The following is a 25907-nucleotide window of genomic DNA, read 5'->3' as shown; positions in this document are numbered from 1 at the left end:
ATGGTTCACCAGGCCCGACTCGAATGTTCCTCGAACGCGATTCTTGCAAATCGATCCGGTCTGTTCAGATCAGGACTTGTTCGTTGTCGACGGTTCGGTATCGGACAGCCTCCGGTGCACCGCCTCATCGGCTTTGTCGGCGGCGGACTTGACGACATCGCTGACCTTGTCAGCGAGCGTACCTTCGCTCGACGCCTGCCGTACTGCTTCGTCGCTGGCCGCCTGGTAGGCTTCGGCTGCAACCTGCTTCACTTGGTCGACGCCCTTCTCGAGCGCGTCCTCGGCCCTCTCGCGAAGCTGTTCGCGATAGCCGCCGAGCCGCTCGTCTTCGAGTTGCGTGTGGGGCAGCATCGCGCCGATCGCTGCTCCGATCGCGAGACCGACAGCAGCAACTGCCAGAGGCTGATCCTCCATCAACTGCTGCGCGGAACGAGTGGCCCTCGTCGCCATGTCGGCCGTGGCTGTCGCCGAGTTCGTCAGCGTCTCCGCCGCGCCGCTTGCCAAGTCAGAAACGCTACCGGCTGCGCTGCTCGCCATGTCAGACATGGTGCCGGCCGCACTGCTGGCCATTCCCGAGACAGTGCCGGCCGCACCGCTGGCCATGTCGCCGACAGAGGCATAGGTGTCCGAAGTCATGGCTCCGGTTCCAGCCGTAGATGTGCCGTCATGGCGGTCGGAACCGCGACGGGTCGCGTAGCCGGGCGCGGCGGTTGCGGCGGAAGCGCCGCTGCCCAGCATCAGCCAGGCCAGACCGGCGCCGATTACGGTTAGTGGCAGAGGATTGTCTCGCACCTGAGCCTTCAGGTTGTGGAGCATGTCGGAGCCTGCACCGCCGCTGAAAATACCGGTGAACTCATCGAAGAGCTGGCCGGGCGTCATCTTGCCTCGAATGGACTCGGCGGTCGCCACCACCCTTGCTCGCGTGGCCTCGGCTTCGCGTTCGAGTTCGGCTGCGGATTTGTCGCTCATCTCGCTTGTTCCTTGATTACGTTCGCGTCACGCTTCAGTTGCTCCTGCGTACGGTCCGGCGCCAGCTCGGAGGGCGACATGCTTGCCATGCCGGTGCGCAAGAGGATGACACCCAGCACGGCAACGACCACTCCTACGAGCAAGGCGGACCAGCCGGCGCCCAGGCCGAGGCGGGTCAGGGCAATGACGAGCGCTTGCAGCAGCACCATCAGCGCGGCGAGGAGACATACCGCGCCGCCCAGAACCCCGACGGCACCGGCCTCCGCTTTAGTCACGCTCTCGGATAGCTCCGCTCGCAGGAGTCTGGCCTCCGTTTGCACCAGCGTGCTCACCTGCTGTGCCAGGTCGGCGACCAGAGTGCCGAGGCTTTGGTTGTCTTGAGTGTTCATTTCTTTAGCTCCGCTGCCTTCCTGGGAGCGCCGCCGTCGACGCCCCAATTGGTCGTCGCGTCATCCCATGGCTCGCTCGCCTGCGCACCAGTCTGCCTGCTCGTTTCCCTACCAGTCTTCCCGGTCTTCCGTGGTGTAGCTGCGCTCTGCCCCGCGCGGCGCGTTTCGGGGGGAGAAGCCTTTATGAACCGTCCGAGCGCCAGTCCTGCCAGCACCGAACCAGCGATCAGTGTGCCGGGATTTTGGCGGCCGAAGTTTTGAATGTCCTCAAGCACCTCGCCGAAGGGCTTCTCCTTCAACGAGGAGGACAGCCTTTCCAGTCCGCCTGCCGCATCCCGCATGAAATTCGACGCCGAGCTCTGGTCGCTGTTGGCCAGATGGTCGCTTGCGGCACGCAGAGCGCCGCCGAATGCCGCCAGGCTCGATCCGATGTCGCGCTGCGTTTCCTCGGCCCTTTCCGACAGGGCCTCCTGTGCTTCCGACGCATAGTCGACTGCCCTGCGAGCAACCTCGTCGCGGGCATCGTGGAGCGCTTCGCCGGCGCTTTGGGTTTCTTTCTTAACTCGATCGGAAACTTCGTTCTTCGCCTTGGCGAAGTCGGCCGGCTCGCGGCCCTGATTATTTTCGCGCTGCATGACGCCTCCTAATGAAAGCCGAGAAAGGAGAGTATCGCGAGCACAACCACGATGAGACCGATAAGATAGATGACACTGTTCATGGCGCAGGCTCCTCCTTGCCTGTTCCAACTTCGCGCCCGCCGCGATGTTCCCTTCCGTGACCAGGATTTTTTGTAAGTAGCTACTTACCCCGATCGGCGCCTCCGAAGCCGGCAAGCTCGTCATCCGAACAGAGCAGCCGCGGCTGCGCCGGATCGGAGATATCGAGCTTGTCCCAAGGTATGCGGTAGAGGCCCTCGCGGCGGCGCAGCGCGAAAAAGTCGAGCAATGCGGTGCCGATGGCCGAGGCCGACAGGCGTTCAAAAGCTGCGAAGATGCCGACATGGAATTCGGTGACGACGAGGTCGTCGCCGTCCTGCTCAGCGATGACCTCCTCGATATGGCCGATGCTCCTGCCGCCCTGCGTGAGAACGCGCCGGCCAGCCAGATGCTCGAGATTCACATTTGCCATCCTCAGGCTCCCGGGATTCGGCCGACGATGCGATCGCGCAGCCAGCTCTGCCAGGCCAAGATCTTGGTCCTGCGCACGTCGATATCGAATTCGATGTCGACGCCGATGTCGCGCACCTTGGTCCAGGCGATGCGATGCGGCCGTGCCTGCTGCTTCCCGCTCAGCCTTGCGGCCAGCCGCGCCGTTAATCGCCCAGGCCGAGCGCCAAGCCGTCGGGCCAGCGCAATCGCGCCAAGCTCGACCGCAACCACCCTCGGCGGCTTGCCCTGCCTCAGCTCGGCGACCAGTCCATCCACCTTGCCGATCTTGACCTGCTCGCGGTCGACGACCTGCTTGTCCAGGATATCGCGCAGCAGCTGCATCAGGTGCCTCCGAATATCTGCAGGGGAATAGTCACCACCGCCAGCACGAAGCCGAGCGCGATGGCGAAGATCACGGCGGCATTAGAGATGACGCCGTTGCGGTGCTGGCCGACATAGCGCTCGTCATTCAGCAGGAAGAGGAACGGCACGACCGTCAGCGGCAGACTGGCGGCGGTCAACGCCATTGAGAAGATGGTGAGCCTCAGCGGGTCGAGACCAAGCGCTATCGGAACGGCTGCAAGAAAAAGGGTGAGCGTGTAGACGAGACTGAAGCCGGGATCGTCGCGCGGCTTGAGATCCTCGCCCCAGGTCCAGCCGAACCCTTGCGCGACGAGATAAGCCTGCTGCAGCGCCACTTCCAGAGCGGCTCCGAAACAGGCGATGCCGAGCGATGCGACGAAAAGGACGAAGCCCCAGAAGCCGAACACCGAGATCAGCATCAGCGGGAGCTGGTTGTAGTCGTCCACATGGTTCACGCCATGGGCGCCGAGCACAAGCGCGGCCACGATCAGCACGGCCACGGAGATCGTTCCTCCGAAGCTCATGCCGAGACCGGCAATCGCCCGATTGGTGCCGAGATAGCTCTTATCCCATTGATCCTCGACCGCGCCCGAGGAATAGAACATGAAAAGGTAGGGCGAGATGGAAGCACCGAGGATGCTGACGGCCATGAACCAGTAGTTCGCCGTATCGTGTTGCGGCAGGCTGGGCACGGCACCGGCAGCCACCTGTTTCCATTCGGGCTTTAGCATCACCGATGCGACGACGAAGCAGAGCGTGATCAGGCCAAGCATCGACACGCCTTTCTCGATGAGGCCGAACGTGCCTTTCCACAGCAGCAGCCATGCGAGGAAAGCCGCTGGCAATGCCCACCATTGAAAGCCGATCCCGGTGGCAAGCTCGGCAGCAATGGCAACCCCGCCTATTTCTGCCGAGAGGACCAGGAAATTGACCAGCAGGACTGCAAGCAGCGGCCAAAGGAAAGCATTGAAGCCGAAGCGTTCGCGGATGCCGTCGGCGATGGTGTGATGGCTCACGGCGGCGAAGCGACCGGCCATCTCGACCAGGAAGATGATGCAGATGGTGCCGAGCACGATCGCCCAGATGAGTTGGAAGCCGAACAGGGCGCCTGCCTGCGCCGCTGTCGCCATCGAACCGACCTCCAGGAAGCCACCAACGCTGGTCACGACGCCAAGCGAAATTTCCAGCAGCTTCTTCATCGTTGCGGCGCGAAATAGCCGCGATAGGCCGTGGCGAGATCCGCCTGCGCGGCGCGAAGCTCGTTGCGTGCCCGGCTGGCCTGCGCCTGCTGTCCGGCCTCGACCGCGCTGTCGGCCCCGCTTGCCGCGGTGGACAGCCGGCTGATCGCCGCCTTCAGCGTGTCTCGCGTCGCAGGATCGGACGGCGAGGCCGATTCCACTTGCCGGCCGGCATCGGCGAGTGTCTCGGCGAAGGATTGTAGGGCAGAGGACGCGTAGTGGGACGGCGCGGCGCCGGAGAGCCAGGCATCGGTGACCAGCACCGCCGCCTGCGCGGTCGAGGCGGCACGCTTCGATTGCTGTTCGACGGTTTCAGACGAGGAGCAGGAAGCAAGTGTCAGTGCAAGCACCTGCAGTAAAGGCAGTTTTCGCCGAGCAATGCTGCGCAATGCTTCCTCTCACTGCTGCTGCTTCGAACATGGAGATAAAGCGGCGTGGATCGGAAGGTTCCCCGCCGTAGGCCGGTTGCACGGCACTGCTGCTTATCGGTCGCTCCGCTGCGCGTCCTCGGTGGTCGAAAGGGCAGCGATCTTGTCGATCATGGCGAGCACCGCCTGCGGGGCTGTCAGGTGCACCATATGCCCGGCATCGGGGACGATATCGACTACCGAGTTTGCGAGATCCGCGTGCAGCCGAAACGCCTCGGCCGGCGCGTCGAAAAGCTGATCGCCGGCGCCGGCGATTATCCCAACAGGAACGAAAATGTCGTTGTGCCGAGGCGTCACAAACGCCGCTGCGATCCACATCAGGAAGGACTCCGCCGCGATCGACCGCAGTTGCGAGGGGCGGCTCGCCAACTCCCTCGTCGTTGCGGTGAATGCCGCCGAGATCGCCGCCGGGGCAAATATCTTTCGCATTGACCAAGCCCAGCCAAGCCTGACCAGCGGCGGCAGCAAGGTGTGGCGGAGGCCGTTCCGATCAAAGGCAAGATCGGCAACCCCGACAAGGCGAGTTCGAACCTTGGCGATGGATAGTGGTAGCCGGAGACAAGCACGACCCCGGCAACGCGCCCAGGGCGCCGTCGCGCCATCTCGAGCGCAACCGCGGCACCCCAAGAGTGGCCAACAACAATATAGCGTCCAATTCCGAGTTTCGCGGCCGCGGCATCGATCAGATCGGCCTGCGCGGCGGCCGACCAGATCCTGCCGATCGGGCGCGAGCTCCTGCCGAAGCCTGGTCTGTCGAAAGCCAGAACACGATAGTCTGCGGCCGCTTTGTCGACGATGCCGCTTGTCGTGAAATCCTCGGCCGAAGAGCCGTTGCCATGCAGCAACAACAGCGGCATGCCCTGGCCATCCTCGATCAGGTGCAGCCGCGCTCCGTCGACTTCGACGAAGCGTCCAAAACGTCGGCCGCGTAACGCCCGCCGCGCTCGCAGGCCATTGTAGAGGGCAAGCCCGGCCGCTGCCGCGGCAAGGAGGAGGACCACGTCGTTGAACGTGGCGATGTCAGGCATGATCCCGTGCTGCTACGGAGCCATGGCACAAGCCGCTGTTGAGAGAAGCGGCGGATGTACCCAGGCGCTGGCTTCCAAAGAAGGAGCTTTCAGGCCGAGCCCTTCTGAGGCAGCTTCGTCTCCTCATCGACCTGTTCCTGGAGAGCCCTGCGTTCGCGCTCTCTTCCCTCAGCGTCGACCGGTCGATCTTGCCGTTCAAGCTCGCGTTCCACCGTGTCACGCGCGCCCTCGACAGGATCTTCCTGCGGCAGACGCTTATCTGTTCGCTTTGTGCCTTGCTCGCTCGCCCGGTCACTGTCCGATCCCTGTTTGGACGGATCGTCCTTTGCAGAATGCTTCGTCATTGGCTTACTTACCTATCTGGCCTGCCACGTCGGCGGATCACGTGCCGATCTGTTCAGAAGCAGCCCAACAGGCGAGCTGTCTCTTTGTTCCGGCTATCCCGTGCGGCAGTCGGTCAGTCCCGATCCTCATGGTCTTCCGCCTGTGCCGGTTCCGACTCCTCGAGAGCTTCAATGACCGGGGCAAGCGAGGTCTCTTTCCGCTGATTTGATTCTGTCGGGTCCTCCTGCTCGGCCGTCATGTCGAGCGCCCGTTCGATTGCATCTTCGATATTGCCGATTTCCTCCTCGCGAACCTCGTGCCCGTAGCCCGCGGCGTCGGCGTCCTGCTCGAACTGTCGCACAAGCACCGGAACGCTGACTTGCGTGTCGGCAGGCAAGTTCCCGACGTTCTCCTCGAGCCAGCTTCGAAAGAACTCCTTGGTTGCACTCATGAGCCGCCTCCTTCGAGCTGAGAACGGCCGCCGTCTGCCAATGTTCCTCTGGCGGGGCTTGCGTTGCCGCGTCTTTCGTCTGAGCGGTTACAACGAGGATCAGACGGGTCGCTCTTGCGCATGTTCGGAACGATCGAGTCCAACTGCCGTTACCGACAAAAGAACAGGAGGAACCGGTGAGCGGACGCAGAACCCATGACCAGCAAGTGCGCATTCTGGAAGAACGTGAGAACACGAAGAACGCGCCCAAGGAATTCGACGCCAAGGCGGAGCTGAAGCAGCCGGGCGCGGAGCGCGAAGCGCGGCGGAAAGGTTCGGACCTCAGGAGCGACACGCCCGACCTCGTCGACCCCAATGATCGCAACATGCTTCGCGGCAAGAATCAGGAAAGCGGCCACAACAAGCATCGTGGCGACTAAATCGGCTTTCGGCGTGAGATGCGATCGTCCCCTTGCTGGCGGTCTTGGTTTGGGCACACCTGGTTCTGAATTCTTGGGCCTCCGCTTCCGTGAGATGCTCGATGCCGATGAAGTCGTTTTTTGCGCGGCCTGAGCGAATGAGCTCATCGAGCTTCGCCTGAATGGCCACGCCGTCGCGGTTCTGGGTATTTTGAATCAGGAAAACCATCAGGAAAGTAACGATCGTCGTCGCGGTGTTGATGATCAGCTGCCAAGTCTCGGAATAATGAAAGGCCGGGCCGGCAATGGCCCAGAGGACCACCGAAACCACGCACAAGACGAAGGCCCATGCACGACCCGCGGCATGGGCGACATTCTCCGCGAGCCGATTGAATGCTTTTTCCAATGTTGAACTCCGGACTTTCACCCTGACGAAATTTCCCGCCAAGCCAGCCTGAGGATAGTGTGCCGGATGAACTGCACCGAAATGCAGCCGTTTATCCTGTCCTTGGCGCTGGGCACCGGCAAAGAAATCAACTGAAGGCGGGCGCGACGCCAAGAAGGCGACCGCTCCGCTGAAAAACTTGCAGCGTTTCGCGAGGAGGCGGGCCCGTAATCGCGGCCCCGGTCAAAGAGACCGGGGCCGCGTCGCCAAGTCGACTTTTGGCATGCGAATAAGCGTTTATCGGGCGCCTTACGCGGCCGCCTGCATGGCCCGCTTGTTCGCACCGCTTTCGCCGAGCTTGCTAAGTGTCTCGTCGGTAGCGGATTCTTCCTTGAGGGTGTCGCGCAGCAAGGGGAGGGCGTCTTTCAGGCCCAGTTGCTCCGCCCAGGCAATCAGCGTGCCGTAGCGCGCTATTTCATAATGCTCGACCGCCTGGGCGGCAGCCACAAGGCCCGCGTCGAGCGCCGGCTCGTCCTTGTATTCCTCGAGGATCTCCGAACCCTCTTCAATGATGCCATCGATCGCGGGACACGTCTTGCCGCGCGCCGGCTTGCCCAGCATTTCGAAAACCTGCTCGAGCCGGTCGACCTGAGCTTCAGTCTCGGTGCGATGCTTTTCGAAGGCCGCGCCCACTTCCTGTGACTGCGCCGCCTTGGCCATCTTAGGCAGCGTCTTCAGGATCTTTTTCTCTGCATAATAAAGGTCTTTCAGGCCATCCACGAACAGGCTTTCCAAGCCGTTCGCCGCGCCGGACGAACTTTTCTTTGCCATCGACGTCTCCTTCGTTCGACTTTCTTGACCAAACAAAACCGGTGGGATCGACCGATGTTCCCGCGAAATATTTTTTGAAGCCGGGACGACGAGCCGAGGTGCGCGAGCGTTACTTCGGCGTGCCCTTGCCGTTGCGGGACGAAAGTTGGTCGAGCATGCTGAGCGCTGCACTGGGACCCGCATGCTCCAGCAGACCCTGCTCGGCGGCCGCCTTCTTGAAGGCGGCAAAGGCGATTGCCGGCCGGCAAATCCCGTTGGTCGCGTCTTCCACCAGCCGAACCGCCTTGCGATAGGCTGGTGAGTCCTTGCTCTTCCATTTCCGGCCAAGCGCCTTCTTGGCGTCAGCGATCGACGACACCATCATCGTGCCGCCGTTGACGAAGTGGATGGTGAGGGGCAGGAATCTGCTCAAGGCTCTTTCACCGTCCTAGCCATTCGCACACAGGCCGGGCGGGCTCGACGAAGAGGTCCGCGGTCGGCGCCGCCGCCAAGGGATTATCGGTCCGAAAGGATTTCATGGTGCTACCGCCTGTTTGAGATCGCATAAAACGAAGCTGCCGCCGGGTAGTTGCATTCAGCCGGCCCGTGGCGGTCAAAAAACCTGCTCCTACTGATCGCTGTCCCGGCGAGCGGCGCCGGCGGTTGTGGCGGCCGTGATTGAGGTCCCGACGGATGTCGCGACCGATGTCCGGATTGAGAGCCGGCAGCTTCGGAGCGAGGCCAACCTTTTCTGTTCGCGTGCGTTGTCCCTCGAAAGCGAAGGAGACACCGATGCCGACGAAATCCGCCAGGATGACCGACTCCGCCACACCGATGAAATCGGCCCCGCGGACCAAATCCACCTCCGAGCAGGCGGCCAGCAAGCAGCGGAGCGTGCAACGCAAGGTCGACGCGACCGATCGCGCCAAGTCGAACGGCAAATCCAAATCACAAGGCGCCATGCAGGCCGGCGCACGGGAATACCCGGTGCCGCCTTTCCCGAAGCAGCATCATCCCAAACCCGGCGAGGAATGGGCGATCGAGCCCGCGCCGCTCTACGACGCGCCGTTCTGGCAGGGGTCGAACAAATTGGGAGGCAAGGTGGCGCTGATCACCGGCGGCGATTCCGGCATCGGCCGCGCAGTTGCCGTGTTGTTCGCCCGGGAAGGGGCGGATATCGCCATCGCCTATCTCAGCGAGGATCGCGACGCGAAGGCGACAAAGCAGGCAGTCGAGGCCGAAGGCAGGCGCTGCATCATCATGCGCGGCGACGTGGCCAGGCGGACCTTCTGCCACAAGGCGGTGGAGCGGACGCTGAAGGCCTTCGGCAGGCTCGACGTGCTCGTCAACAACGCTGCCTTCCAGGTGCATTCGACCGATTTCGCCGACCTCACCGAGCAACACTTCGACACCACGCTGAAGACAAATCTCTACGGCTACTTCCACATGGCCCAGGAAGCCGTTCCGCATATGAAGCCGGGTTCGGCCATCATCAACACCGGGTCGGTCACCGGCATCGAAGGCTCGAAGGAACTCATCGATTGTTCGATGACCAAGGGCGGCATTCACGCCTTCACCCGGGCGCTCTCTGGTAACCTGATCAGCAAGGGCATTCGCGTCAATGCCGTGGCGCCGGGGCCGGTTTGGACGCCGCTGAACCCGTCGGAGAAGGAAGCGGAGAAGGTCTCGCAGTTTGGCGCAAAGACCCCGATGAAACGGCCAGCCCAGCCGGAAGAGATCGCGCCTGCCTATGTATTTCTCGCTTCGCCGCAATGCTCCAGCTATATCACCGGCGAGATCCTGCCGATCATTGGGGGCTATTGACCGCGGCCGCCTATATGAAGGTCTTGATGAAAAAGGCGGTTCTCGATCCGCCGGCCGTCTTGGTAATCCGGCCTGACGGGCCGCCCAGATAATCTGGTTGGCCAAGCGGCCGGCAAGGCAGTCGCAGACGCTGGGAAGAGTCCGAAGGAATTCAGATTTTCGGCACAAGCCTGAACCTGTCGGCCTTTCGGCAGTTTTCAAGGCTAGGAGGTTTCGATGAACGAGCACACCGACAAAGGCGACTCGCATGACGGTGCCGTTGAGATCCTGGCCGGCCGATTGGCCAGGGAGGCAGACATTTCCGAAGAGCAAGCCCGCGAACTGATCGAGTTGATCGGGACCGATTGGAATTCCCTGCTTCGAGAGGCTCATTTTCTGAAGGCGCGGCATCGCCTATGAGCGAACGCGGGGCCGAATTCTTTGGCGAATGGATTACCAACAACGTGATGCGCGGCAGCGTCGGCGCTGACATCATTTCCGTCGCGGAATTGACGACCAAGCTCTTTGCAGATGCGAAGGCCGTGGGTGTTTCCGAGCACGAGATTGAAGAGGAGATCGGGAGCGCTTACGATGCCATCCTGGCTGCAATCGTTGGATTTGAAGACTCGGGCAAATCCGATTGAAAGCCAAGCAGCCAGCAATTAACCCGGATAGGGGCGCGTTCAGCCCGCCTTATGCGGAACGATCTAGCTCGTCCCTTTCGTGCCGCGGGATCGGCCCACAGACCGATGCTGCCTCTGGGCTGCAGGCTCGATCGCCGGCGCTGTTCCCATCTGCGATCGCTCAGCGTCATCCGACATGACAAAGGAGAGCGCGATCAGATCGTCGGCGTCGATGCCGCCGCGACCGTTGTCCATATGGTCGGCGACCCTTTGAAATGCCTGCATGTCATCCATGCTCACGTTGGCCGCCCGCAGCCTTTCTTGGAGACCCGTCAACTTGGTGGCCAAGGCGTTGGAAATTTCGATCATAATTGCCTCCGTGGTTCCAATCTTAAGTGCCAGACCGAGGATAAGAGCCTCGAACAGTGCGGGGGCCGATGAACAGACTGATTTGCCATTACCTGCTATCGCCCAGCCGCTCGGCCTGCCTGGCAACCTTTGCGAACTCTCCGTCTGTTGAGATGACCTCGAGGGTGGCAGGGGCTCATCCTCGCCAGTCGCGACCCAATGAAATTTCTCGCAAGATGTTTCCTGCCCCCGACCTTTGAGTTGGCCCGTACGACATTTGTCCCGCATTCGCTGGGACCGGTGGCCGAGGTCCAGATTTTTAGGGAACGGTCGCTGTCGGATTTTGTTGATTGGATGCCTGCTGCGCACGTTGCCAGGTTTGCGCACTCAGGTACCAACCTCCAGAATACTCAGCCCGCAGGCTCCGGTCTGCGGGCTTTTTCGATGCCATGGGATGCGGCGCTCGCGCTGCCGCTGCCCGTCCGCATCTGGGACGGCGGCGTCGGCTGCGAGACTTGGCTCTCACTCATTAGCTTCGGAAACAAAAGGCCGGCCGGATCGTTCGCTCTATGCCAGACCACCGGGTGCCGCGCCATGCCATCCACCTCGATCAAGAAAACAAAATACGATCCGGCCAAAGGGATTCTTTCCGTATGGTTTGTGACCAGCGGGAAACGCTACGAGTTCGAGGGGGTGCCGCCGGAGACGTTCGCGGCATTCCGATCAGCCTTTGCCAAGGGCCGCTTTTTCAACGCGCACATCCGCAATCGCTTCCGATATCGTCGCGTCACAAGCGATGACGATGATTGACCGGCTATTCAGCGTCCAGTTCAAGCGGCTCGGCTGCGCTTGCTCATGGTTTGGCGTCACGGCGATCGACGCTCGTGCGGGATCTTGGTCATCCGCGAAGCTTTTCGGCCTCGCGTTCCAAGGTCTTCCGGTCGTTGCCGTGCTGTTTGATGAGATCGCGAACTTGTTGAGCCGTCAGCCCGACCTTGTTGGCGAAATGCCGTACTTCGTAGTCATCGTCCGCTGATACCCGGTTGCGGTCACCGCCGCCACGCTTGCTCTTGTCGTCTGCCATCGCTTCTTCCTCCGGCAGGGGATAACAGCGGCCGCGCAGGAATGTTCCAGGCGCGGCAAGCGGCAATTTTAGGCGGGACTAACAAAAGTTATCGAAAACGGACTGCTCGCTCGTGCAGGATTGACGGTACTCCGCCCGCCACGGCGGAGGATGGGAGGACCGGCCTCAACAAAGCCGAAGGCCGGGTTACTTGGCCCGTTGCGCGGATCCCTTGGGCGCTGCGACGGGCCAAGGTCGCTTGCGTCAGTCTTTCCTCCAGCGGCGCCTTTCTCGCCAAGCCAGTAGTGTACCATTAACATTTGTTACTGCGGACCTGCTAATGAACTGCGTAGATGACTGGGCGGGCGTTGCCCTGGGCTTTGGAGTTGGGTTCGGTTTGCGGCGACAGTGTCACCGACTTGAGAAGCGAACCGATAGCTAGGCCCGTTGTCTAACCTTGGCGGGTCACGGCAACGGGTCTAGCGTTCCTCCGCTTGGGACGAGCCCGAAACACCTTCGCGGCATGAGGAGACAGCCCGCCAGCGCTCACTAGGAACTTTAGCGGCATCTAAAAGTTCTCCTCGGGCAATCCCGCACTCCTTGGGTCGAACGATGGCCGAACTGGCATCAACTTTCGCGTATTCATCAGGGCTGACCGGCGATGATATGCTAAGCGCAGTCGTGTCGTTACTGGCCGGCCTGCTGCTCTATAATGTCATGCGCGAACCAAGCCGATAAGGCTCCTGCCGAGACGAAATTCACAGACCGCGCAGTGACGCCGGACAAAAGTTCGGTGGGCGGCCGTTGCTCGGTAGCGCAGCATGGAGGCAATCGGCTATTTGCCCGGGACCTCAGTCCGATCCAATTGACTCGTAGCTGACTTTTTTTGGGTGTATCCTTTCCCCGTTGTGGCGTATCGGGGTGAGGTAAACGATGCGTGGAATCGATCGCAATGCTGTCCCGCCCAAAAGTGCGGGATGCGGTATAGTTGAACCTGCAGAGGTCAACATTCTGGCCAAGGCGGTGAGTGACTACTGCTCCAGTCACAAGATCGAACGCAAGGACGAGCGCGAAAACGTCGCGGTCAAAGTCATGAGCCTTTTTGGACGCGGTGTGACCGATGCTGACCAGCTGTTGGAAGAACTCGAGAAGGTGCGCTAAAGCCTGGTGCCCTCGGCTGGAACAAGTCCACTAAAGCCGAAGTTCGCGTAGACGGGTTCTGAGCAAATGAGCGCGTTCGGAAGAGCTTGTGCGAAATGATCCTCAGGCGATGCAGCACTGGGAGAGGGCTCTAGCCGAAAGACGCAACAGATGCCCGTCATTCCAGGAATGGCGGGCATCTATTTTCACTGCTGCCGACGAAGAAGGTGACGCATTTCCTCGCCGGCCCTACCAAATGATGCATCGGGCAAGTTGTTTCTAGCATAACGACCAATGCGCCGGCCTGTCTAACCTCAGTCGAGCGGAAAAAGGTCGTTCCTCGACGGCACTAGTTGGGATCGCCGGACCTCGAGCCCCCATGGGCTCCGCCGCCATAGCTGTCCCCCCGCGACCCTCCGTTGCCGGATTTAAGAAACTTTGGCTTGGGCCCGACGTGAACGTGGTTCTTGTCACCCCATCCATTGCCCGGACGTGTTCCTCCCGATTTGGCAATCGCCCTGGAGTTCAAGCTTGTGCCGAGCAGCAATGTAATGGCCGGAGGCGTCACCGCAGCAAAGCGTCCAGCCTGCTTGAGAAAATCGCGGCGCGCGTTGGCCTCTGAAACAAGCTTTTCGGAATTCTTTTCAATAAGCCTTTTGCTCTCATTCGGCATTTTAGCACTCCTTTCCTGCAAGATACTTTAATTGCTGTCTGCAAAGAAAGTAGTTCTCCAAAAGGCGTACACCGCGCCGGTGTCCGGAGCGGCCCGGCTCTCTGGCCGACAAAGGCCAGAATTGAGCCGGGCCTGACCGGCGGGGGCTCGGAATCGCAACACGGCGCCGGCTGACCAATGAGCATATACCCCTGATTGTATAGCCGGAACGCATTCATAAGGATAAAGCCGAGCCGGATCAGTGCAGCCAATATTACGGCTTCAAGCTGGCGCTAATATTCGAGCAGGCTGATGGAACCCGAACGGTGCGGTCGGGTTGGTAACATGCGACCACACTCGTTTTCTCCCATTCAGGGTGCGGCCGCACTACTCCGTAAGCAACAGAAGCCCGTCGCGCTTGCGCCATTGCGCGACGGGCTTTCTGGTCCACTGAACTTGTAGGTCGATACCCTTCATGTGCGAAGCAGCACCGCGAAGGCGGCTTGACGGCTGAAAACCCAAACAGGTACCCGCCACCCGGGGGAGTGTATGGCGGGTACCTGACCTCTCTCCGCCGACGACTGAAGGATTCCGCCGGCTCTACCAAATGTCGGAACGGGCTTAATGTTTCAGTACTGGGACCAATGCGTTTGGATGTCCGACTTCCGTCCGGAGCGACAATGCTTTCAAATCATTGGTTCAACCAACCCGCACTAGACCTGGGAAGTGCTCGGACTGGTCTATGTTTTCATCAGCGCAATTCGATAGGCGCCTTTGTTCGCCACGCCATCCCAGATGAAGAACGCGGCAAGGGCGGCGACGATCAGCAGGATCGGTCGCATGGCTGGAACTCCCTCAAAGCTCCTCGTACGCGCGTGGCCTGATTATCCGCCTGTTCATCTATGTCTACAAGCAGTTGCTAATGTATTGAGAACTCGCCGGGCTCGCCGCCCCATAGCCCAGCCCCAAGCCCGACGAGTGCCGACCCGGGAGGGTACCGGCATCATCCTATTTGCAAGGCTGATGCCAGCATATTCCGTCCTGAAATGAAACAGAGGGTGTGTCAGCGTGCGCAGGCTTGAACGATGGCAAAGCCTATGCCGATGACAACCGGTACGGAAACACTCCTCCTGCCCGAGACAAACGGATCACCAAGAAAATGTTCCGCCATCGCGGAACACCTCGCATTCGAAGAGGTTTGGGGCGCGGCGGCGCAATTCCCTCCCGATCTGTGCACAGCCGCCGGGCGGAGCCTCCCATTCTCCGCAGGCCCGCTCCCTGGCTCCCATCAGGGGCGGGCCTTTCTTTTAGATCGCGCGCTAAGGGAACGCTCACGGGAGTTCCATATTGAAATCAAATTCGAGTTTCCCCATTGGGGTTCGCATGCGCAAGCCTGCCGGCAGAGCCAGGCCCGAATAGGAGTTCACCGCCATGGCGATCCGCCAAAGAGCACTGGAAGCGGAAATTTTCGATCCGGAAGAGCTGGAATTTCTGGCCCGCGTCTTCGACCGCTTGAAAAATGATAGTCAAACGACCGAGCAACGTGAGGCGCTGGCCTCTCGCATCATCGCCAACTTCATGGTGGGAATTGTGGACGAGAATGAACTCGTTTCGCTATCCAGGCTACCGTTAGGTAGGTAACGGTCTGAACGGACTGGACTGCCTGCCGCTCGCCTCTTGTGAATATTCGTCATTGTTGCCGCTGGGCTACAGCCCTTTGGGCGCGACTGTATTAGGAAACGCTTGTGCGGGGTTCTCGGAATCCGGCGGACCATCTGGGAACGGGGCGCACAGCAGTTTTGAGGGAAGATGGCCCGTCGGCTTTGGTCGGCGGGCTTTTCTTTTGTATGGCCTTGTCTGTAGGGCCTTGTCGTCGATCAGCGCCGCTTTCCGCGTGCTTCGGCCCTTGCGTCGCTACTTCCGGACCTACATCTTTTTTAAATGACGGTCGGGTGCTGCCTCAGCCAGATCGGCGAGCCAACTTCAGCAAGGGGGATTCGCCATGAAGCGCACCTATGAAAAGCCCGTCCTGGTCAAGCGTGACCGCCTGTCCGCCGTTACGGCCGTGATCGTCGTCTCGCTCGTGAACGGCGCGGCGTCCCAATAAGGACGATGCCCGTCACTCCAGGCAGGAAATGGCGGGCATCTATCTAGCTGCTACCGACCAGGAAGGTGACGCACTTCCTCACCGGCTCTATCAAATGATGCAGCGAGGCTTAGGTTTCAGCATGGGGACCAAAGCGTCAGCCTCTCGGACTTCTGTCGCATCGGCGGAAGCGATCATTCTGCCAATCGTCCCGGTTGGGTCGCGCGGCGTGTGTCTCCGGCCGAGGTTCACCGCGCCGCGCGAAGGCGTAGCCCGTTCGACCTCAGGCGAGCGGGCTCTCTTGTCTGTCTTGGAACAATTCTGTGCCGCTGCAGTTCGCTTTCTGGGCGCAGCTCCCGGCAAACAGAGACGGTCGAGCGCGCCTTGGTCGGGTTGACCCCGACGCAAAGAGCCCGCCCGCGGAGGAGGTGCGGCGGGCTCTTCTGCTGATCCGGCTAATTCAGCCTGGCCGGCGGCTCGCCGGGATAGCAGTAGTGATTACTATCCGCAGGCCGACCGGGGTATAATCTCCAATGGCCGTTCGGATAGCGGTTGTCCTGGCGCTTGTCGCCGCCTTCGCCTACGGGTTCGCAAAACTCGTAGAGCGGTATGGTGGTGCGGGCAATGATCCCGCATCACCCTGCGGAAAGGTGCCAAGCGTCGATTGCCCGGACCCGAATGCGCCGCCTCCCTTTCCCAAGCCCGACCGGACGGAGCCTCAAAGGCAGTCCGGTGCGTCAAGCCTGAAGGCATATTTGTAAATTGCGCGGTTTCCTTCATCGGTCACCCGCACCCAGAAATGTTCATCCCGTCTCGCCAGGACGTCTTTGCCGGTGACTTTCTGAGCAGCCTCCCAAGGGGCACGGGCATTGGCAACGTGATAAGCCACCACCTGGTCGCCAGCCATCTCTTCAACTCGGTATGTCTTCATGATCGCTCCAAGCAGCGACCCGAACTTGGAGCGAGGAGGGTTGTTCCGGGTCTTCCATTTTGGCTCGCCCATAGCGAGCGATTGCAGGGCAGCCTTGGGCGCCTCTAGGCGGGGCAGGTGGCCCGGTAGCCTTGGGTGGCTATGGGGGTGGCCACCGGGCCTTGGCCGGCAGGGGCTTAGGGAACACGATGCCGGCGAACGAGTATATGCGCATCTACTAATAAATCAAAATTCAGCCAAAAGGCCGAGCTGGCCCTTGAAACGCGAACATGACGGCTGGACACTCCAAGAGCTGATCGACGCGGGCATGTCTGCCACGGCCGGCAGCCTCAACTGCCGTCGTCAGAAAGCTCGATTGCCGGCGGTCCGCGACCGCTTCGGGCCAGAACATCAATCTGGCCCCAATCAGCCCGGTTTGGAGAGCCGGTTGAAATTTGTTCGGACGCGGCGGCCGGCAGGTTTGAGTGCTGCGACCATGGACTCCTTCAGAGCACCGCCGCTTAGAAAAGACGGGCTCCGGCCGGATAGAACTTCCGGCCAAAACCTTAGCGCCGATCGTAAGATCACCAATTGCGTAGCGGCCATGCCTTCGGCGAAGGCGAGCGCGTTCTCGTTGACCGCAAGCATCGCCTCAATCCCTTTCGGGGCACGGCTGCTTGCATCCAAAGCAATCAGCGGAAGGCGCATGGCGACGACAGCGGGTGCCAACATCAGGTCTCCACAAAGCGAGAATGCACTTTGGGTGTGGCGCTTCTTGTGAGTTGACATTGTGCCCCCATCTGGACCCGGCTGTTCAGCCAATACGCACCAATCCGGGGTTTGTTCCTGGAGGATGGCGGCCTTCATGACTCCGTCATAAGGTGCGAATACATTAGCGAGGCCGGATGTCCCATCATCGGCTCCTACAAAGTCTCCTGCCCGGTTTCGGCCGGGCATTCTTTTAGCCTTCAACGAGCGCCAGCTTCGACCTGATCGCGCAGTCGCGTTCACGACGGCATCGGCGGCGTGAAGGCCCAGCGCGATGTCCAAAAGACCCCGCAAGCGAATAGATCGGAACCTCCCGCCCGCGGCGTCATTGACCTCTGCGGGCCGCGTCAGCCGGACCTGGTGGCAAAGAGAACAGGGTGGTTTTTCCGGCTTCACATCCTGGCCAACGAAAAGGCAGTCGAGCTCTTGTCCCACCCGGCCCGCTTCAATTCGGTGTCGAGCGCATGGCGGAAGACAGGAAATCAAGGACCGGCTGGCTTCAGGAGGCCTGGCTTCTGCTGAAAGAAAGCGTCAGCGGTTATATGGATGACAACGCGCTGAGCCATGGGGCGGCGATTGCCTTCTATGCCACCACCTCTCTTGCGCCGATCCTTCTGATCGTTGTGGCGGTCGCAGGTCTCGTCGTCGGCAAGGACGCCGCCCAGCTCGCGCTCTCGGCCCAGATATCGGGCGTGATGGGTCCGCAGAGCGCCGACCTCTTGAAGGCGACGATCGAGACCGCTTCGCGTCCCTGGTCCGGCGCGCTTGCCACCATTATCGGGCTGGTGACGCTCCTGATCACAGCCTCCGGCGTCTTTGGCGAGATGCAGCAGTCGCTGAATGAGATCTGGAAGGTCGAGCCAAGGGCCATGTCGCTCTCGCGTTTGGTGCGGGCGAGGGCGGCGAGCCTTGGTCTCGTCGCCGCGCTCGGCTTCATGCTGCTCGTGTCGCTCGCGGCGAGCACGGCCATCTCGCTGTTGGCCGATGTCATCAACCAACACCTGCCGTTCGGCGAACTGATTGTGAGTTCGATCAATACGATCGTTTCGTTCGCGTTGATCGCGCTGCTCTTCGCGGCGATTTACAAGGTCCTGCCGGACCGCAGTCTCAAATGGCGCGATGTCGCTGTCGGTGCGCTGGTCACCGCGCTTCTCTTCACCATCGGCAAGTCGCTGATCGGCTGGTACATCGGCAGCAGTTCGATCGCCACTTCCTATGGCGCCGCCGGCGCGCTGATGGTGGTGCTACTATGGGTCTATTACTCGGCTCAAATCTTTCTGTTCGGCGCCGAAATCACGCGCGCCTATTCGGTGAGCAGCGGAAGCCGGGCGGACCTCAGGCTGGTTATGAAGCCAGGCGTCGGAAAGACGGAGAGGTGACGGTCAAGCAATGACCGGAGAGCGCAACACTACGCGCTACCTCTGCAAAGAGCTTCGGCGCTGTGGGCCAGACAGAGTTGGCATAGGCGGACAGAGAGGGACCATCACCACGGTCGGTCCGCAGGACGTGATCAGGTTGCGAAGCCGCGATGTGGCCGCCGCAACCCAGTCACGCCCGGCGGGCGTCAACCGACGATCAAACAGACCCCGATGTCGTCGTTGTCATCAATGGGCGGTCTGCGAATGAACACCGCCCGGCGCCGAAATGCCGCTCAAAGCCTCTCCAGCCTCCCGTGTTTCACCCTTTCTTGCGAGGTCTCCGAGGGAGATGATGCCAACGAGCCGTTTGTCTCGGTTCAGAACCGGGAGCCGGCGCACCTGCAAGTCTCCCATGTTAGCAAGAACATGATCGACGTCTTCGTCATCGAAGCAATATCTTACCTCTTGGCTCATGACATCGCGCACCTTGGTATCGGGACCTTTGCCCAGCGCTATCCCGCGGATGACCATGTCCCGGTCGGTGATCATCCCCACCAGCCGGTCATTTTCACCGACAGGCACGACGCCGGCGTCGAGCTTGCCCATCATCAGCGCCACCTCGCGGATCGACTGTTCGGGATTCGCGACGGCAACGTCCTTTGTCATGCAACTGCCGACCTTCATGGCTATCTCCCTTTGTTGCGGAGCCCACCCGCCGAACCTGAACTGAGAAAACAAATGCTCGGCGCTATTGGTTCCTTCAAATCTCGCGCGGGAGAGGGCATGGAAAGTTCCGCCGTGGGGCTCGAATGACAGCCGGACAGGCGACCGGTCCTTGCGGAGGCCCGAGGGAAGCAGGCCGGCACCCCATTGCGCATGTTCGGCCGAGACCCGTTCGTGCTGTTGCCGATCCGGCGATCGTTGCGTGCGCCGCCCATGGAACAGAGTCCTGACTTCGGCCATTGTGTTATGGGCCGGGGGCGACCCGAAAGGGGTGCCATGGCCGACTTTCGAAACCGAATCTCACCTGCCCGCGAGGCCGAGACAAGCTCGCGGCAAGCTAAGGCGCGCAACCGCTGCATCATCGTCATCGGGGCGTCCGCTGGCGGGGTTGAGCCCCTGAAAGCGATCGTGAGCGACCTGCCTGCCGATCTACCGGCGGCCGTGTTCGTCGTGGTCCATGTCGGCCAGGTCAGCTATCTGCCGGAAATCCTCGACCGTGCGGGAGCGCTGAAAGCCTCCGGCGCCAAGAACGGCGAGTCCTTCAAGATGGGAAACATCTATGTCGCGCCGCCCGGCTTCCATCTTCTTCTGCATGACGATCACATGATGCTGCGCCGCGGCCCGCGCGAAAACCTCGCGCGGCCGGCGGTAGACCCGCTGTTCCGCTCGGCGGCGCTGAGCTTCGGCGCAAGCGTCGTCGGCGTGCTGCTGTCGGGCGCGCTTTCCGACGGCACCGCCGGCCTGAGGGCAATCAAGGCGGTCGGCGGCCTCGCGGTGGTCCAGCATCCCAAGGACGCGCTGGTGCCTTCCATGGTGGAAAGCGCGCTGCGTTATGTCGACATCGATCATTGCGAACCCGCCGCCAAACTCGGCGGCTTGCTGGGCAAGCTGGCGGCCGAGCCGGCCGGAGAAACGTTGCCGGCCCCACCGACGGTCAGGCTGGAGGCCGCAATCGCGGCACAGGAGCATTCGACCATGAAAGAACCAGATCGACTTGGGCAACTGTCGGTGTTTACATGCCCGGAATGCCACGGGCCGCTGTGGGAGATCGAGGACGGTGACATGCTGCGCTATCGGTGCCATACCGGGCACGCTTTCACCACCGATGCGATCATGGAGGCGCAGGCGATCGAGGCGGACGAGATCCTGTGGAGCCTGCTGCGGTCGCATCAGCAGCGGGCGGAGTTTGCCCGGCGCATGGCGGAGCGGGAGAAGACGCGACATCGCTCCCAACTCGCCAGCGAGTTCGGCAAGCGGGCGAGGGAATACGAAGCGGATGCCTCCGTCATCGAGCGCATCCTGGAAAGCAGGCGGACACAGGTAACAGGCAATGGCGCAGGCGGCGAGGAAGGCAAGCACAAGGAAGGCACGGACTAGCCCGCGCCAGGATGAGAGAGAGCCCGCGCTGTTCCCTGTCATCGGCATCGGCGCATCGGCCGGCGGCATCGCGGCGTTGCAGAAGTTCTTTCCGGAAGTGCCGGCCGACAGCGGCTTTGCCTATGTCGTGATCCAACACCTCGATGCCGAGCATGAGAGTGTGCTCGCGAGCATCATCCAGCGCTCCACCGCGATCGAAACGCAGACCGCGGTCGAAGGCGCGGAAGTCGAGCCGAACAACATCTACGTCATCCCGCCGGGCGTCTCGGTGACCATCCGGGGACAGCGTTTCAACATGGCCAAGATGGCCGCCACGCGCGCGAAGCGGACGCCGATCGACGATTTCTTCACGTCCCTGGCACAGGATCAAGGGGAGGATGCGGCCGGGCTGATCCTTTCCGGAACCGGCAGCGACGGCACGATCGGGCTCAGGGCAATAAAGGAACATGGCGGCCTAACGCTGGCGCAGCAGAGCGCCGAATATGATGGCATGATGCGCAGCGCCGTGCAGAGCGGCCTGGTTGACATGGTGCTGCCGGCCGAGGAGATGGCTGCGAAGCTCGTCGGCTATTTCAGCCACGCCAACCGCGATGAAAGCGAACGCGACCGCCGCAAGCGCGAAGTGGGCGAACAGCTTTCGCGGATCACGGGGCTGTTGCGTACGCGCACGGGCCATGATTTCAGCGGCTACAAGGACAACACCATCCTGCGGCGCATCCAACGCCGCATGCAGGTGCTGCAGATCGACGATCCCACGGCTTTCTACGAGCGGCTGCGCGACGAGCCGCAGCAGGTCGACCTTCTGTTCCAGGACCTGCTCATCGGCGTGACCAGCTTCTTCCGGGACCCGCAGGCCTTCGATGCGCTAGAGAGCTTAGTTATTCCGAAGCTTTTCGGGGGCCGCAAGCCGGACGAGACGATCAGGGCCTGGGTGCCCGGCTGCGCCACCGGAGAGGAAGCCTATTCGATCGCCATGCTTTTGAAGGAGAACGCGCCGCGGGGCGCCGCTTCTCCCAACCTGCAGATCTTCGCCACCGACATCGACGAGCGTGCGCTGGAAGTGGCGCGCGCCGGCCGCTATGGGTCGCCGCGCAACGCCTGCCGGAATTCCCACTTGCCGCCGCCGCCAGGCAGGCTGTTCCCAGCACGCGCCCGCGGGCAACGACAGGAACCCTGCAAGAAGTTGCCGAACGCTTCCTGGTCGAGCGCTATGCTCCGGCCTACGTGGTCGTCAACGCCGCCGGCGAATTGATGCACAGCTCGGGCGGGACAGGCAAATATCTGGAACTTGCCGCCGGCGCGCCCGACCACAACGTCTTCTCCATGGCCCGTCGCGGGCTGCGCATGGACCTGCGCGCTGCCCTTCACAAGGCAGTCAGCACCGGACAGATGGCGGTGCAGAACAAGATCAGCATCGGCACCAATGGCGGACGCCAGACGATCAGCCTCGCCGTGCAGCCGCTGCCGGTCGACGGCAATTCGGATCCGCTCTACATGCTGGTCTTCCGCGATATCGGCGGGATAAAGGCGGAGGCAGAGGACGAGCCCGTCCACACGACCGACGATGTCGAAAGCGCCAATGTCAGTCAGCTCGAAAAGGAGCTGCGGGAAACCAGGGAACGGCTGCAGATCACGACGGAGGAGCTAGAATCCTCCAACGAGGAGTTGAAATCCTCCAACGAGGAACTGTCCTCCATCAACGAGGAGCTGCAGTCCTCGAACGAGGAACTGGAAACCTCGAAGGAAGAACTGCAATCGATCAACGAGGAATTGCAGACCGTCAATGCCGAGCTCAACATCCGCGTCGACGAGCTCAGCCGCGCCAACAACGACATGTCCAACCTGCTCGAGAGCACGCAGATCGCGACCGTGTTCCTCGACCGCGATCTTTGCGTCAAGAACTTCACGCCGACGGCGCGGGACCTGTTCAGGCTGGTCGAAAGCGATGTCGGCCGGCCGCTCGCGCATGTGCGGCCGCGCTTTGCCGCGGACCGGCTGCAGGCAGACATGGAGCAGGTGCTGCAGCGGCTGGGGACGATAGAAAGGCAGGTGGAAGTCATTGAAAGCGCCAAGCGATACATCATGCGCGTGATGCCCTATCGTACCGTCGACAATGTCATCGCCGGCGTCGTCGTCACCTTCGTCGACATTACCCAGATCGCGCAGGCGGAGGAAAAGATCGGCGCGCTGTCGCACGACCTGCGCAACCGCCTCGAAAGCCTGGAGACTGTTCTGGATCTTGTGCCTGTCGGCATCTTGATCGCCGAAGACGACGACGGCGATGCCATCCGCGCCAATCGCCGCGCGGCCGAGCTCGCCGGCCGGCGCGCCGCGGACGGCAAGCTCAGCACTGTGCCGGCGGTCCTGCCGCTGATGGTGAACGGCTCCGTGGTGGAAACGCACGAGCAGCCGCTGCAGAAGGCGATGCGAACGGGCAAGCCCGTCCCCGGCTACGAAGCCCGAATCGCCCAGGGGGACGGCTCAAGCATCGACGTGATGATGTCGGCCAATCCGCTGTTTGACGAGTCCGGCAGGGTTCGGGGCGCTATTGCGGCCCTGGTCGATGTCTCGAACCATAAGGAGGCCGAGCGCGCTCAGGAGAGGCTGCTGCACGAGCTGCAGCATCGTGTGAAGAACATCCTAGCCACGATCACCGCACTGACCTCGCGCATGATCCGCTCGTCAAGCTCAATGGGGGAATTCGCGACATCATTCCATGAGCGACTGCACGCGATGGCGCGCACGCATGAGGTCCTGTCTTCCCACAATTGGGGCGACGCCGACCTCGAGGAACTGCTGAGGGCGACGTTTTCCCCCTACAGCAGCACGGGACGCCAGAATCTAGTCGTTCACGGCCGGCCGTTCCACCTCGATGCGGCAACGGCGGCGGCACTCGGCATGGTGTTCTTCGAGCTTGCCAGCAACGCCGCCAAATATGGGGCGCTTTCCGTCGAGACCGGACGCATCGAGGTCTCCTGGAACGTGGTGAAGCCGGGCATGCTTTCGATCAGCTGGAAGGAACTCGGCGGTCCGGCCGTGGAAGAGCCATCCCGCAGAAATTTTGGAACCACTTTCATCCAGCAGAGTTTGGAGTACGAGCTGAGGGGGAGTGTCGAATTGAACTTCCGGCCCACCGGCCTGGAGTGCCTGCTTGAAATCCCCCTTGCCCGAACCGAAGCCTTCGAGCCGCTGCCCGGCTACGCATGAACAAGAGCGCTCCATTATCGGGCCTGCGGATCCTCGTCGTCGAGGACGCTTTCCTGGTTGCGCTCGACCTCTCCGACGAACTGACCGATGCGGGCTGCCATGTGGTGGGGCCCGCGCCCTCGGTTCAACAGGCGCTCGAGCAGATCGATGGCGTCGAACTCGATGGGGCGGTGCTCGACGTGAACCTGCATGGCGAACGCAGTTTCCCGCTTGCCGAGCACCTCGCAGCGCGCCACGTTCCTTTCCTCTTCCTCACCGGCTATGACAGCGCAACGGTCTTTCCCGATCAGTTCCGGGATTCGCCGAGACTGTCGAAGCCAGTAGACTCCAAAGTGCTGATCGAGGCGGTCGCCCGATTGGCGAGCGCAGGCACCGAGGCCGCGCGGCGCTCTCGCCTGTAGCAATCGGGCTCCTGCAAGGGTTTCGCAACATCCAATTTAGGTATTGGTCTGCAGGTCTTTTCTACTCCTCCGCTAGTGTTGATCCTTTTGCTGACGAATGATCGCAGGATCACGGGCGGCCGGGTCAATAGTCGGACCACGAACAACCTCGGAGCATAACGAGCGTGGTGATCTTTGCGGCCTCGGCGGATTGGTCGCGAGTTGGTTTCTCTAGCTCGAATGGCGACCCCATTGGTTGGCCGGAGGCGTTCAAGCAAGTTCGTTTACAACAGGAACGATCATCATCGTCACGCATTCTCCCTAATCAATGCCCATCAACTCTCTCTGCTGGGGTGAGAACCGTGTTACCCAAAGGCCATGCCGTGCCTGACTGCGTACCGGGCGAGGTCGCTGTCGTCGACCTCATTCCTGCCTTGCGTGCTTTTGCGCGCACTTTTTGCCGCTTGCCCGATGATGCCGACGATTTGGTGCAGGAGACCCTGACCAAGGGGCTTGCGAACTTGGACAAGTTCGAGCCGGGGACGAGATTGAAGTCCTGGCTTTTCACCATCATGCGCAATACGCATTATACGCGGGTCAAGGCGGCAGCTAGGGAGGCGCCCGGTTTGCTTGACTGCGCCTCCAGCCGGCCGATTTCGGAAGCCTCGCAGGACTGGTCCGTTCGGACCAAGGAAGTCTACCGCGCTATGCAGAAGCTTCCGATACATCAGCGCGAGGTACTGACGCTGATCGGTGTGCTGGGCGTCAGCTACGAAGAAACCGCGGAGATATGCGATTGCGCAGTCGGGACCGTTAAAAGCCGTCTCAACCGGGCGCGTGCAAGCGTCCTGGAATTCCTTGATGAAAGCTCATCGCAAACGCTGGTCGAAAGACACGACCATCTCGCGGAAGATCACTGGGACAGAGGCGCTGACAGGCATCGATGAGGCTTGCCGTCAGTTCTCCTTTTTGCACCGGCGCTTCTCGATCAGCGCATTCTGCAACTCGATCGCGAGCTTGGCCAGGCGATCAGGAACTTTTTCCTGCTCAATGGCGGTCAACAACGACGCGATCTCTTGGTCTATGCCCAGGCTTGCCTGGCTGACGGGATCGCGCTGGCTCGGACGAGACATGGCATTCTCTTAGCAAATGTGGCCCCTTCGAGATTCACTTGAGACCATACACGGCCAGAGTTTGCAAGGCGCTTCCAGCCGCCGATCAGCTTCAGCCCCGCAGCAGATCGTGGCGGAGCGAAAACCCTTTGCCTGAACTGATCCGTTGCGAGCCTGCAAAGTCTTGCGATATTCGCCGCAAGATCAGTCTTCCGGGATCCGGTTTGCCGCGTGGTCCTGATACTGATCGGACTTGATCCGATTGCTGTCGAGGCCGCGTTCTTTTGTATGCTGTTTCTTATCCCGGTTCGACAGGACGTCATTTTCGCCAATCATGTCTTTCGGAACCGTCGTCTTCGCTCCGGTCCCTGCACCTTTGCCCTGACTGCCGCGTCCCATGTGTTTCTTACCGCCGGACGCCATCTT

The 25907-nt window shown here is 61.3% G+C and carries 35 protein-coding genes and 1 pseudogene; 14 read left to right on the top strand and 22 right to left on the bottom strand.

The features are described 5' to 3' along the window. Positions 1-69: 69 nt before the first annotated feature. The 11 genes and pseudogenes from P9228_RS10955 to P9228_RS10905 form a co-directional block, all read right to left on the bottom strand. The gene (locus P9228_RS10955) at positions 70-969 is read right to left on the bottom strand and encodes a hypothetical protein (RefSeq protein WP_278053396.1); all 900 of its coding nucleotides are present in this window, start codon (positions 967-969) and stop codon (positions 70-72) included. Next, positions 966-1358: a phage holin family protein gene (locus tag P9228_RS10950; RefSeq protein ID WP_127323778.1), complete on the bottom strand. Its 393-nt coding sequence runs from the start codon at positions 1356-1358 to the stop codon at positions 966-968. Before P9228_RS10950 ends, P9228_RS10955 begins: the two co-directional genes overlap by 4 nt. Then, positions 1355-2191: a hypothetical protein gene (locus P9228_RS10945; protein ID WP_278053395.1), complete on the bottom strand. Its 837-nt coding sequence runs from the start codon at positions 2189-2191 to the stop codon at positions 1355-1357. The genes P9228_RS10950 and P9228_RS10945 overlap by 4 nt, the downstream gene beginning before the upstream one ends. After that, on the bottom strand, positions 2157-2486 hold the full coding sequence (locus tag P9228_RS10940; RefSeq protein ID WP_066994801.1) for a hypothetical protein: 330 nt from the start codon (positions 2484-2486) through the stop codon (positions 2157-2159). Before P9228_RS10940 ends, P9228_RS10945 begins: the two co-directional genes overlap by 35 nt. 2 nt (positions 2487-2488) lie before the next feature. Next, a complete protein-coding gene (locus tag P9228_RS10935; protein ID WP_067320534.1) occupies positions 2489-2848 on the bottom strand; it encodes a hypothetical protein in 360 nt (119 codons plus the stop codon). Beyond that, positions 2848-4068 carry a divalent metal cation transporter gene (locus P9228_RS10930; RefSeq protein WP_278053393.1) on the bottom strand — a complete coding sequence of 407 codons (1221 nt, stop codon included), beginning with the start codon at positions 4066-4068 and terminating at the stop codon, positions 2848-2850. Before P9228_RS10930 ends, P9228_RS10935 begins: the two co-directional genes overlap by 1 nt. Continuing rightward, complete coding sequence (locus P9228_RS10925) at positions 4065-4496, bottom strand: hypothetical protein (RefSeq protein ID WP_127239686.1); 432 nt, start codon at positions 4494-4496, stop codon at positions 4065-4067. Before P9228_RS10925 ends, P9228_RS10930 begins: the two co-directional genes overlap by 4 nt. 93 nt (positions 4497-4589) lie before the next feature. Further along, positions 4590-5003, bottom strand: coding sequence for an alpha/beta hydrolase (locus P9228_RS10920; RefSeq protein WP_278054090.1), 414 nt, complete (start codon positions 5001-5003; stop codon positions 4590-4592). A gap of 101 nt (positions 5004-5104) precedes the next feature. Then, a pseudogene (locus P9228_RS10915) lies at positions 5105-5392 on the bottom strand (alpha/beta fold hydrolase); the annotation flags it as partial. Positions 5393-5652: 260 nt separating this feature from the next. After that, positions 5653-5907 (bottom strand): hypothetical protein, encoded by a 255-nt coding sequence (locus P9228_RS10910; RefSeq protein WP_278053389.1) that lies wholly within the window; start codon positions 5905-5907, stop codon positions 5653-5655. A gap of 113 nt (positions 5908-6020) precedes the next feature. After that, positions 6021-6338, bottom strand: a complete 318-nt coding sequence (locus tag P9228_RS10905; RefSeq protein ID WP_127239688.1) for a hypothetical protein — start codon at positions 6336-6338, stop codon at positions 6021-6023. Positions 6339-6514: 176 nt separating this feature from the next. Here P9228_RS10905 and P9228_RS10900 point away from each other — a divergent pair, with 176 nt between their 5' ends. After that, positions 6515-6757, top strand: coding sequence for a hypothetical protein (locus tag P9228_RS10900; RefSeq protein ID WP_278053388.1), 243 nt, complete (start codon positions 6515-6517; stop codon positions 6755-6757). On the opposite strand, the gene P9228_RS10895 is transcribed toward P9228_RS10900, so the two are convergent. From P9228_RS10895 to P9228_RS10885, 3 genes are all read right to left on the bottom strand, one after another. Next, a complete protein-coding gene (locus P9228_RS10895) occupies positions 6660-7142 on the bottom strand; it encodes a low affinity iron permease family protein (RefSeq protein WP_278054047.1) in 483 nt (160 codons plus the stop codon). The genes P9228_RS10900 and P9228_RS10895 overlap by 98 nt on opposite strands. Before the next feature lie 288 nt (positions 7143-7430). Continuing rightward, complete coding sequence (locus P9228_RS10890; protein WP_066994822.1) at positions 7431-7952, bottom strand: ferritin-like domain-containing protein; 522 nt, start codon at positions 7950-7952, stop codon at positions 7431-7433. A gap of 109 nt (positions 7953-8061) precedes the next feature. Further along, positions 8062-8364: a DUF982 domain-containing protein gene (locus tag P9228_RS10885; RefSeq protein ID WP_066994825.1), complete on the bottom strand. Its 303-nt coding sequence runs from the start codon at positions 8362-8364 to the stop codon at positions 8062-8064. A 401-nt stretch (positions 8365-8765) separates the two neighbouring features. Here P9228_RS10885 and P9228_RS10880 point away from each other — a divergent pair, with 401 nt between their 5' ends. The 3 genes from P9228_RS10880 (at position 8766) to P9228_RS10870 (ending at position 10378) form a co-directional block, all read left to right on the top strand. Further along, on the top strand, positions 8766-9755 hold the full coding sequence (locus tag P9228_RS10880) for an SDR family oxidoreductase (RefSeq protein WP_278054046.1): 990 nt from the start codon (positions 8766-8768) through the stop codon (positions 9753-9755). A 216-nt stretch (positions 9756-9971) separates the two neighbouring features. Continuing rightward, complete coding sequence (locus P9228_RS10875; RefSeq protein ID WP_067320556.1) at positions 9972-10154, top strand: hypothetical protein; 183 nt, start codon at positions 9972-9974, stop codon at positions 10152-10154. After that, the gene (locus tag P9228_RS10870) at positions 10151-10378 is read left to right on the top strand and encodes a hypothetical protein (RefSeq protein ID WP_278053385.1); all 228 of its coding nucleotides are present in this window, start codon (positions 10151-10153) and stop codon (positions 10376-10378) included. The genes P9228_RS10875 and P9228_RS10870 overlap by 4 nt, the downstream gene beginning before the upstream one ends. 63 nt (positions 10379-10441) lie before the next feature. Here P9228_RS10870 and P9228_RS10865 read toward each other — a convergent pair whose 3' ends face one another. After that, complete coding sequence (locus tag P9228_RS10865) at positions 10442-10726, bottom strand: hypothetical protein (RefSeq protein WP_278053384.1); 285 nt, start codon at positions 10724-10726, stop codon at positions 10442-10444. 198 nt (positions 10727-10924) lie between these two features. Between P9228_RS10865 and P9228_RS10860 the strand changes: the two genes are divergently transcribed. Beyond that, positions 10925-11515: a KTSC domain-containing protein gene (locus tag P9228_RS10860; protein ID WP_278053383.1), complete on the top strand. Its 591-nt coding sequence runs from the start codon at positions 10925-10927 to the stop codon at positions 11513-11515. 88 nt (positions 11516-11603) lie between these two features. Here P9228_RS10860 and P9228_RS10855 read toward each other — a convergent pair whose 3' ends face one another. Beyond that, positions 11604-11789 carry a DUF3606 domain-containing protein gene (locus P9228_RS10855; RefSeq protein WP_127239692.1) on the bottom strand — a complete coding sequence of 62 codons (186 nt, stop codon included), beginning with the start codon at positions 11787-11789 and terminating at the stop codon, positions 11604-11606. Between the two features lie 912 nt (positions 11790-12701). On the opposite strand from P9228_RS10855, the gene P9228_RS10850 reads away from it, so the two are divergent. Then, positions 12702-12929, top strand: coding sequence for a hypothetical protein (locus tag P9228_RS10850; protein WP_127239693.1), 228 nt, complete (start codon positions 12702-12704; stop codon positions 12927-12929). 328 nt (positions 12930-13257) lie between these two features. Here the strand turns inward: P9228_RS10850 and P9228_RS10845 are convergent, their stop codons facing one another. Then, on the bottom strand, positions 13258-13581 hold the full coding sequence (locus P9228_RS10845) for a hypothetical protein (protein ID WP_245458926.1): 324 nt from the start codon (positions 13579-13581) through the stop codon (positions 13258-13260). A gap of 1410 nt (positions 13582-14991) precedes the next feature. Between P9228_RS10845 and P9228_RS10840 the strand changes: the two genes are divergently transcribed. Both P9228_RS10840 and P9228_RS10835 read left to right on the top strand, forming a co-directional pair. Beyond that, entirely contained in the window at positions 14992-15201 is a 210-nt protein-coding gene (locus tag P9228_RS10840; protein ID WP_278053380.1) for a hypothetical protein, read from the top strand. A gap of 361 nt (positions 15202-15562) precedes the next feature. Then, positions 15563-15667 (top strand): putative RiPP precursor, encoded by a 105-nt coding sequence (locus tag P9228_RS10835; protein WP_278053378.1) that lies wholly within the window; start codon positions 15563-15565, stop codon positions 15665-15667. 697 nt (positions 15668-16364) lie between these two features. On the opposite strand, the gene P9228_RS10830 is transcribed toward P9228_RS10835, so the two are convergent. Then, positions 16365-16577, bottom strand: coding sequence for a hypothetical protein (locus P9228_RS10830; protein WP_095779495.1), 213 nt, complete (start codon positions 16575-16577; stop codon positions 16365-16367). A gap of 405 nt (positions 16578-16982) precedes the next feature. Further along, positions 16983-17423 (bottom strand): hypothetical protein, encoded by a 441-nt coding sequence (locus tag P9228_RS10825; RefSeq protein ID WP_278053377.1) that lies wholly within the window; start codon positions 17421-17423, stop codon positions 16983-16985. 365 nt (positions 17424-17788) lie between these two features. Here P9228_RS10825 and P9228_RS10820 point away from each other — a divergent pair, with 365 nt between their 5' ends. Beyond that, positions 17789-18703: a YihY/virulence factor BrkB family protein gene (locus P9228_RS10820; RefSeq protein ID WP_278053375.1), complete on the top strand. Its 915-nt coding sequence runs from the start codon at positions 17789-17791 to the stop codon at positions 18701-18703. A gap of 225 nt (positions 18704-18928) precedes the next feature. Here the strand turns inward: P9228_RS10820 and P9228_RS10815 are convergent, their stop codons facing one another. After that, complete coding sequence (locus tag P9228_RS10815) at positions 18929-19366, bottom strand: CBS domain-containing protein (RefSeq protein ID WP_095779493.1); 438 nt, start codon at positions 19364-19366, stop codon at positions 18929-18931. Between the two features lie 285 nt (positions 19367-19651). Here P9228_RS10815 and P9228_RS10810 point away from each other — a divergent pair, with 285 nt between their 5' ends. The 5 genes from P9228_RS10810 to P9228_RS10790 all read left to right on the top strand — a co-directional run bounded on the left by P9228_RS10810 (position 19652) and on the right by P9228_RS10790 (position 25316). Further along, the gene (locus P9228_RS10810; protein ID WP_347404289.1) at positions 19652-20782 is read left to right on the top strand and encodes a chemotaxis protein CheB; all 1131 of its coding nucleotides are present in this window, start codon (positions 19652-19654) and stop codon (positions 20780-20782) included. Next, positions 20736-22034, top strand: a complete 1299-nt coding sequence (locus P9228_RS10805) for a chemotaxis protein CheB (RefSeq protein WP_278053372.1) — start codon at positions 20736-20738, stop codon at positions 22032-22034. The genes P9228_RS10810 and P9228_RS10805 overlap by 47 nt, the downstream gene beginning before the upstream one ends. Then, on the top strand, positions 22034-23989 hold the full coding sequence (locus P9228_RS10800) for a PAS domain-containing protein (RefSeq protein WP_278053371.1): 1956 nt from the start codon (positions 22034-22036) through the stop codon (positions 23987-23989). Before P9228_RS10805 ends, P9228_RS10800 begins: the two co-directional genes overlap by 1 nt. After that, the gene (locus tag P9228_RS10795) at positions 23986-24390 is read left to right on the top strand and encodes a response regulator (protein WP_067320576.1); all 405 of its coding nucleotides are present in this window, start codon (positions 23986-23988) and stop codon (positions 24388-24390) included. The genes P9228_RS10800 and P9228_RS10795 overlap by 4 nt, the downstream gene beginning before the upstream one ends. A gap of 362 nt (positions 24391-24752) precedes the next feature. Beyond that, a complete protein-coding gene (locus tag P9228_RS10790; protein ID WP_127213774.1) occupies positions 24753-25316 on the top strand; it encodes a sigma-70 family RNA polymerase sigma factor in 564 nt (187 codons plus the stop codon). 9 nt (positions 25317-25325) lie between these two features. On the opposite strand, the gene P9228_RS10785 is transcribed toward P9228_RS10790, so the two are convergent. Continuing rightward, positions 25326-25502, bottom strand: coding sequence for a hypothetical protein (locus P9228_RS10785; protein ID WP_082953720.1), 177 nt, complete (start codon positions 25500-25502; stop codon positions 25326-25328). A gap of 183 nt (positions 25503-25685) precedes the next feature. Next, positions 25686-25904: a hypothetical protein gene (locus tag P9228_RS10780; RefSeq protein WP_066992288.1), complete on the bottom strand. Its 219-nt coding sequence runs from the start codon at positions 25902-25904 to the stop codon at positions 25686-25688. Positions 25905-25907: the final 3 nt, after the last annotated feature.

This window comes from Mesorhizobium sp. WSM4898 (assembly GCF_029625845.1).
Taxonomy (GTDB): domain Bacteria; phylum Pseudomonadota; class Alphaproteobacteria; order Rhizobiales; family Rhizobiaceae; genus Mesorhizobium.
The sequence above is the reverse complement of the archived record's forward strand: the minus strand, read 5'-3'. Positions and strand labels throughout refer to the sequence as shown.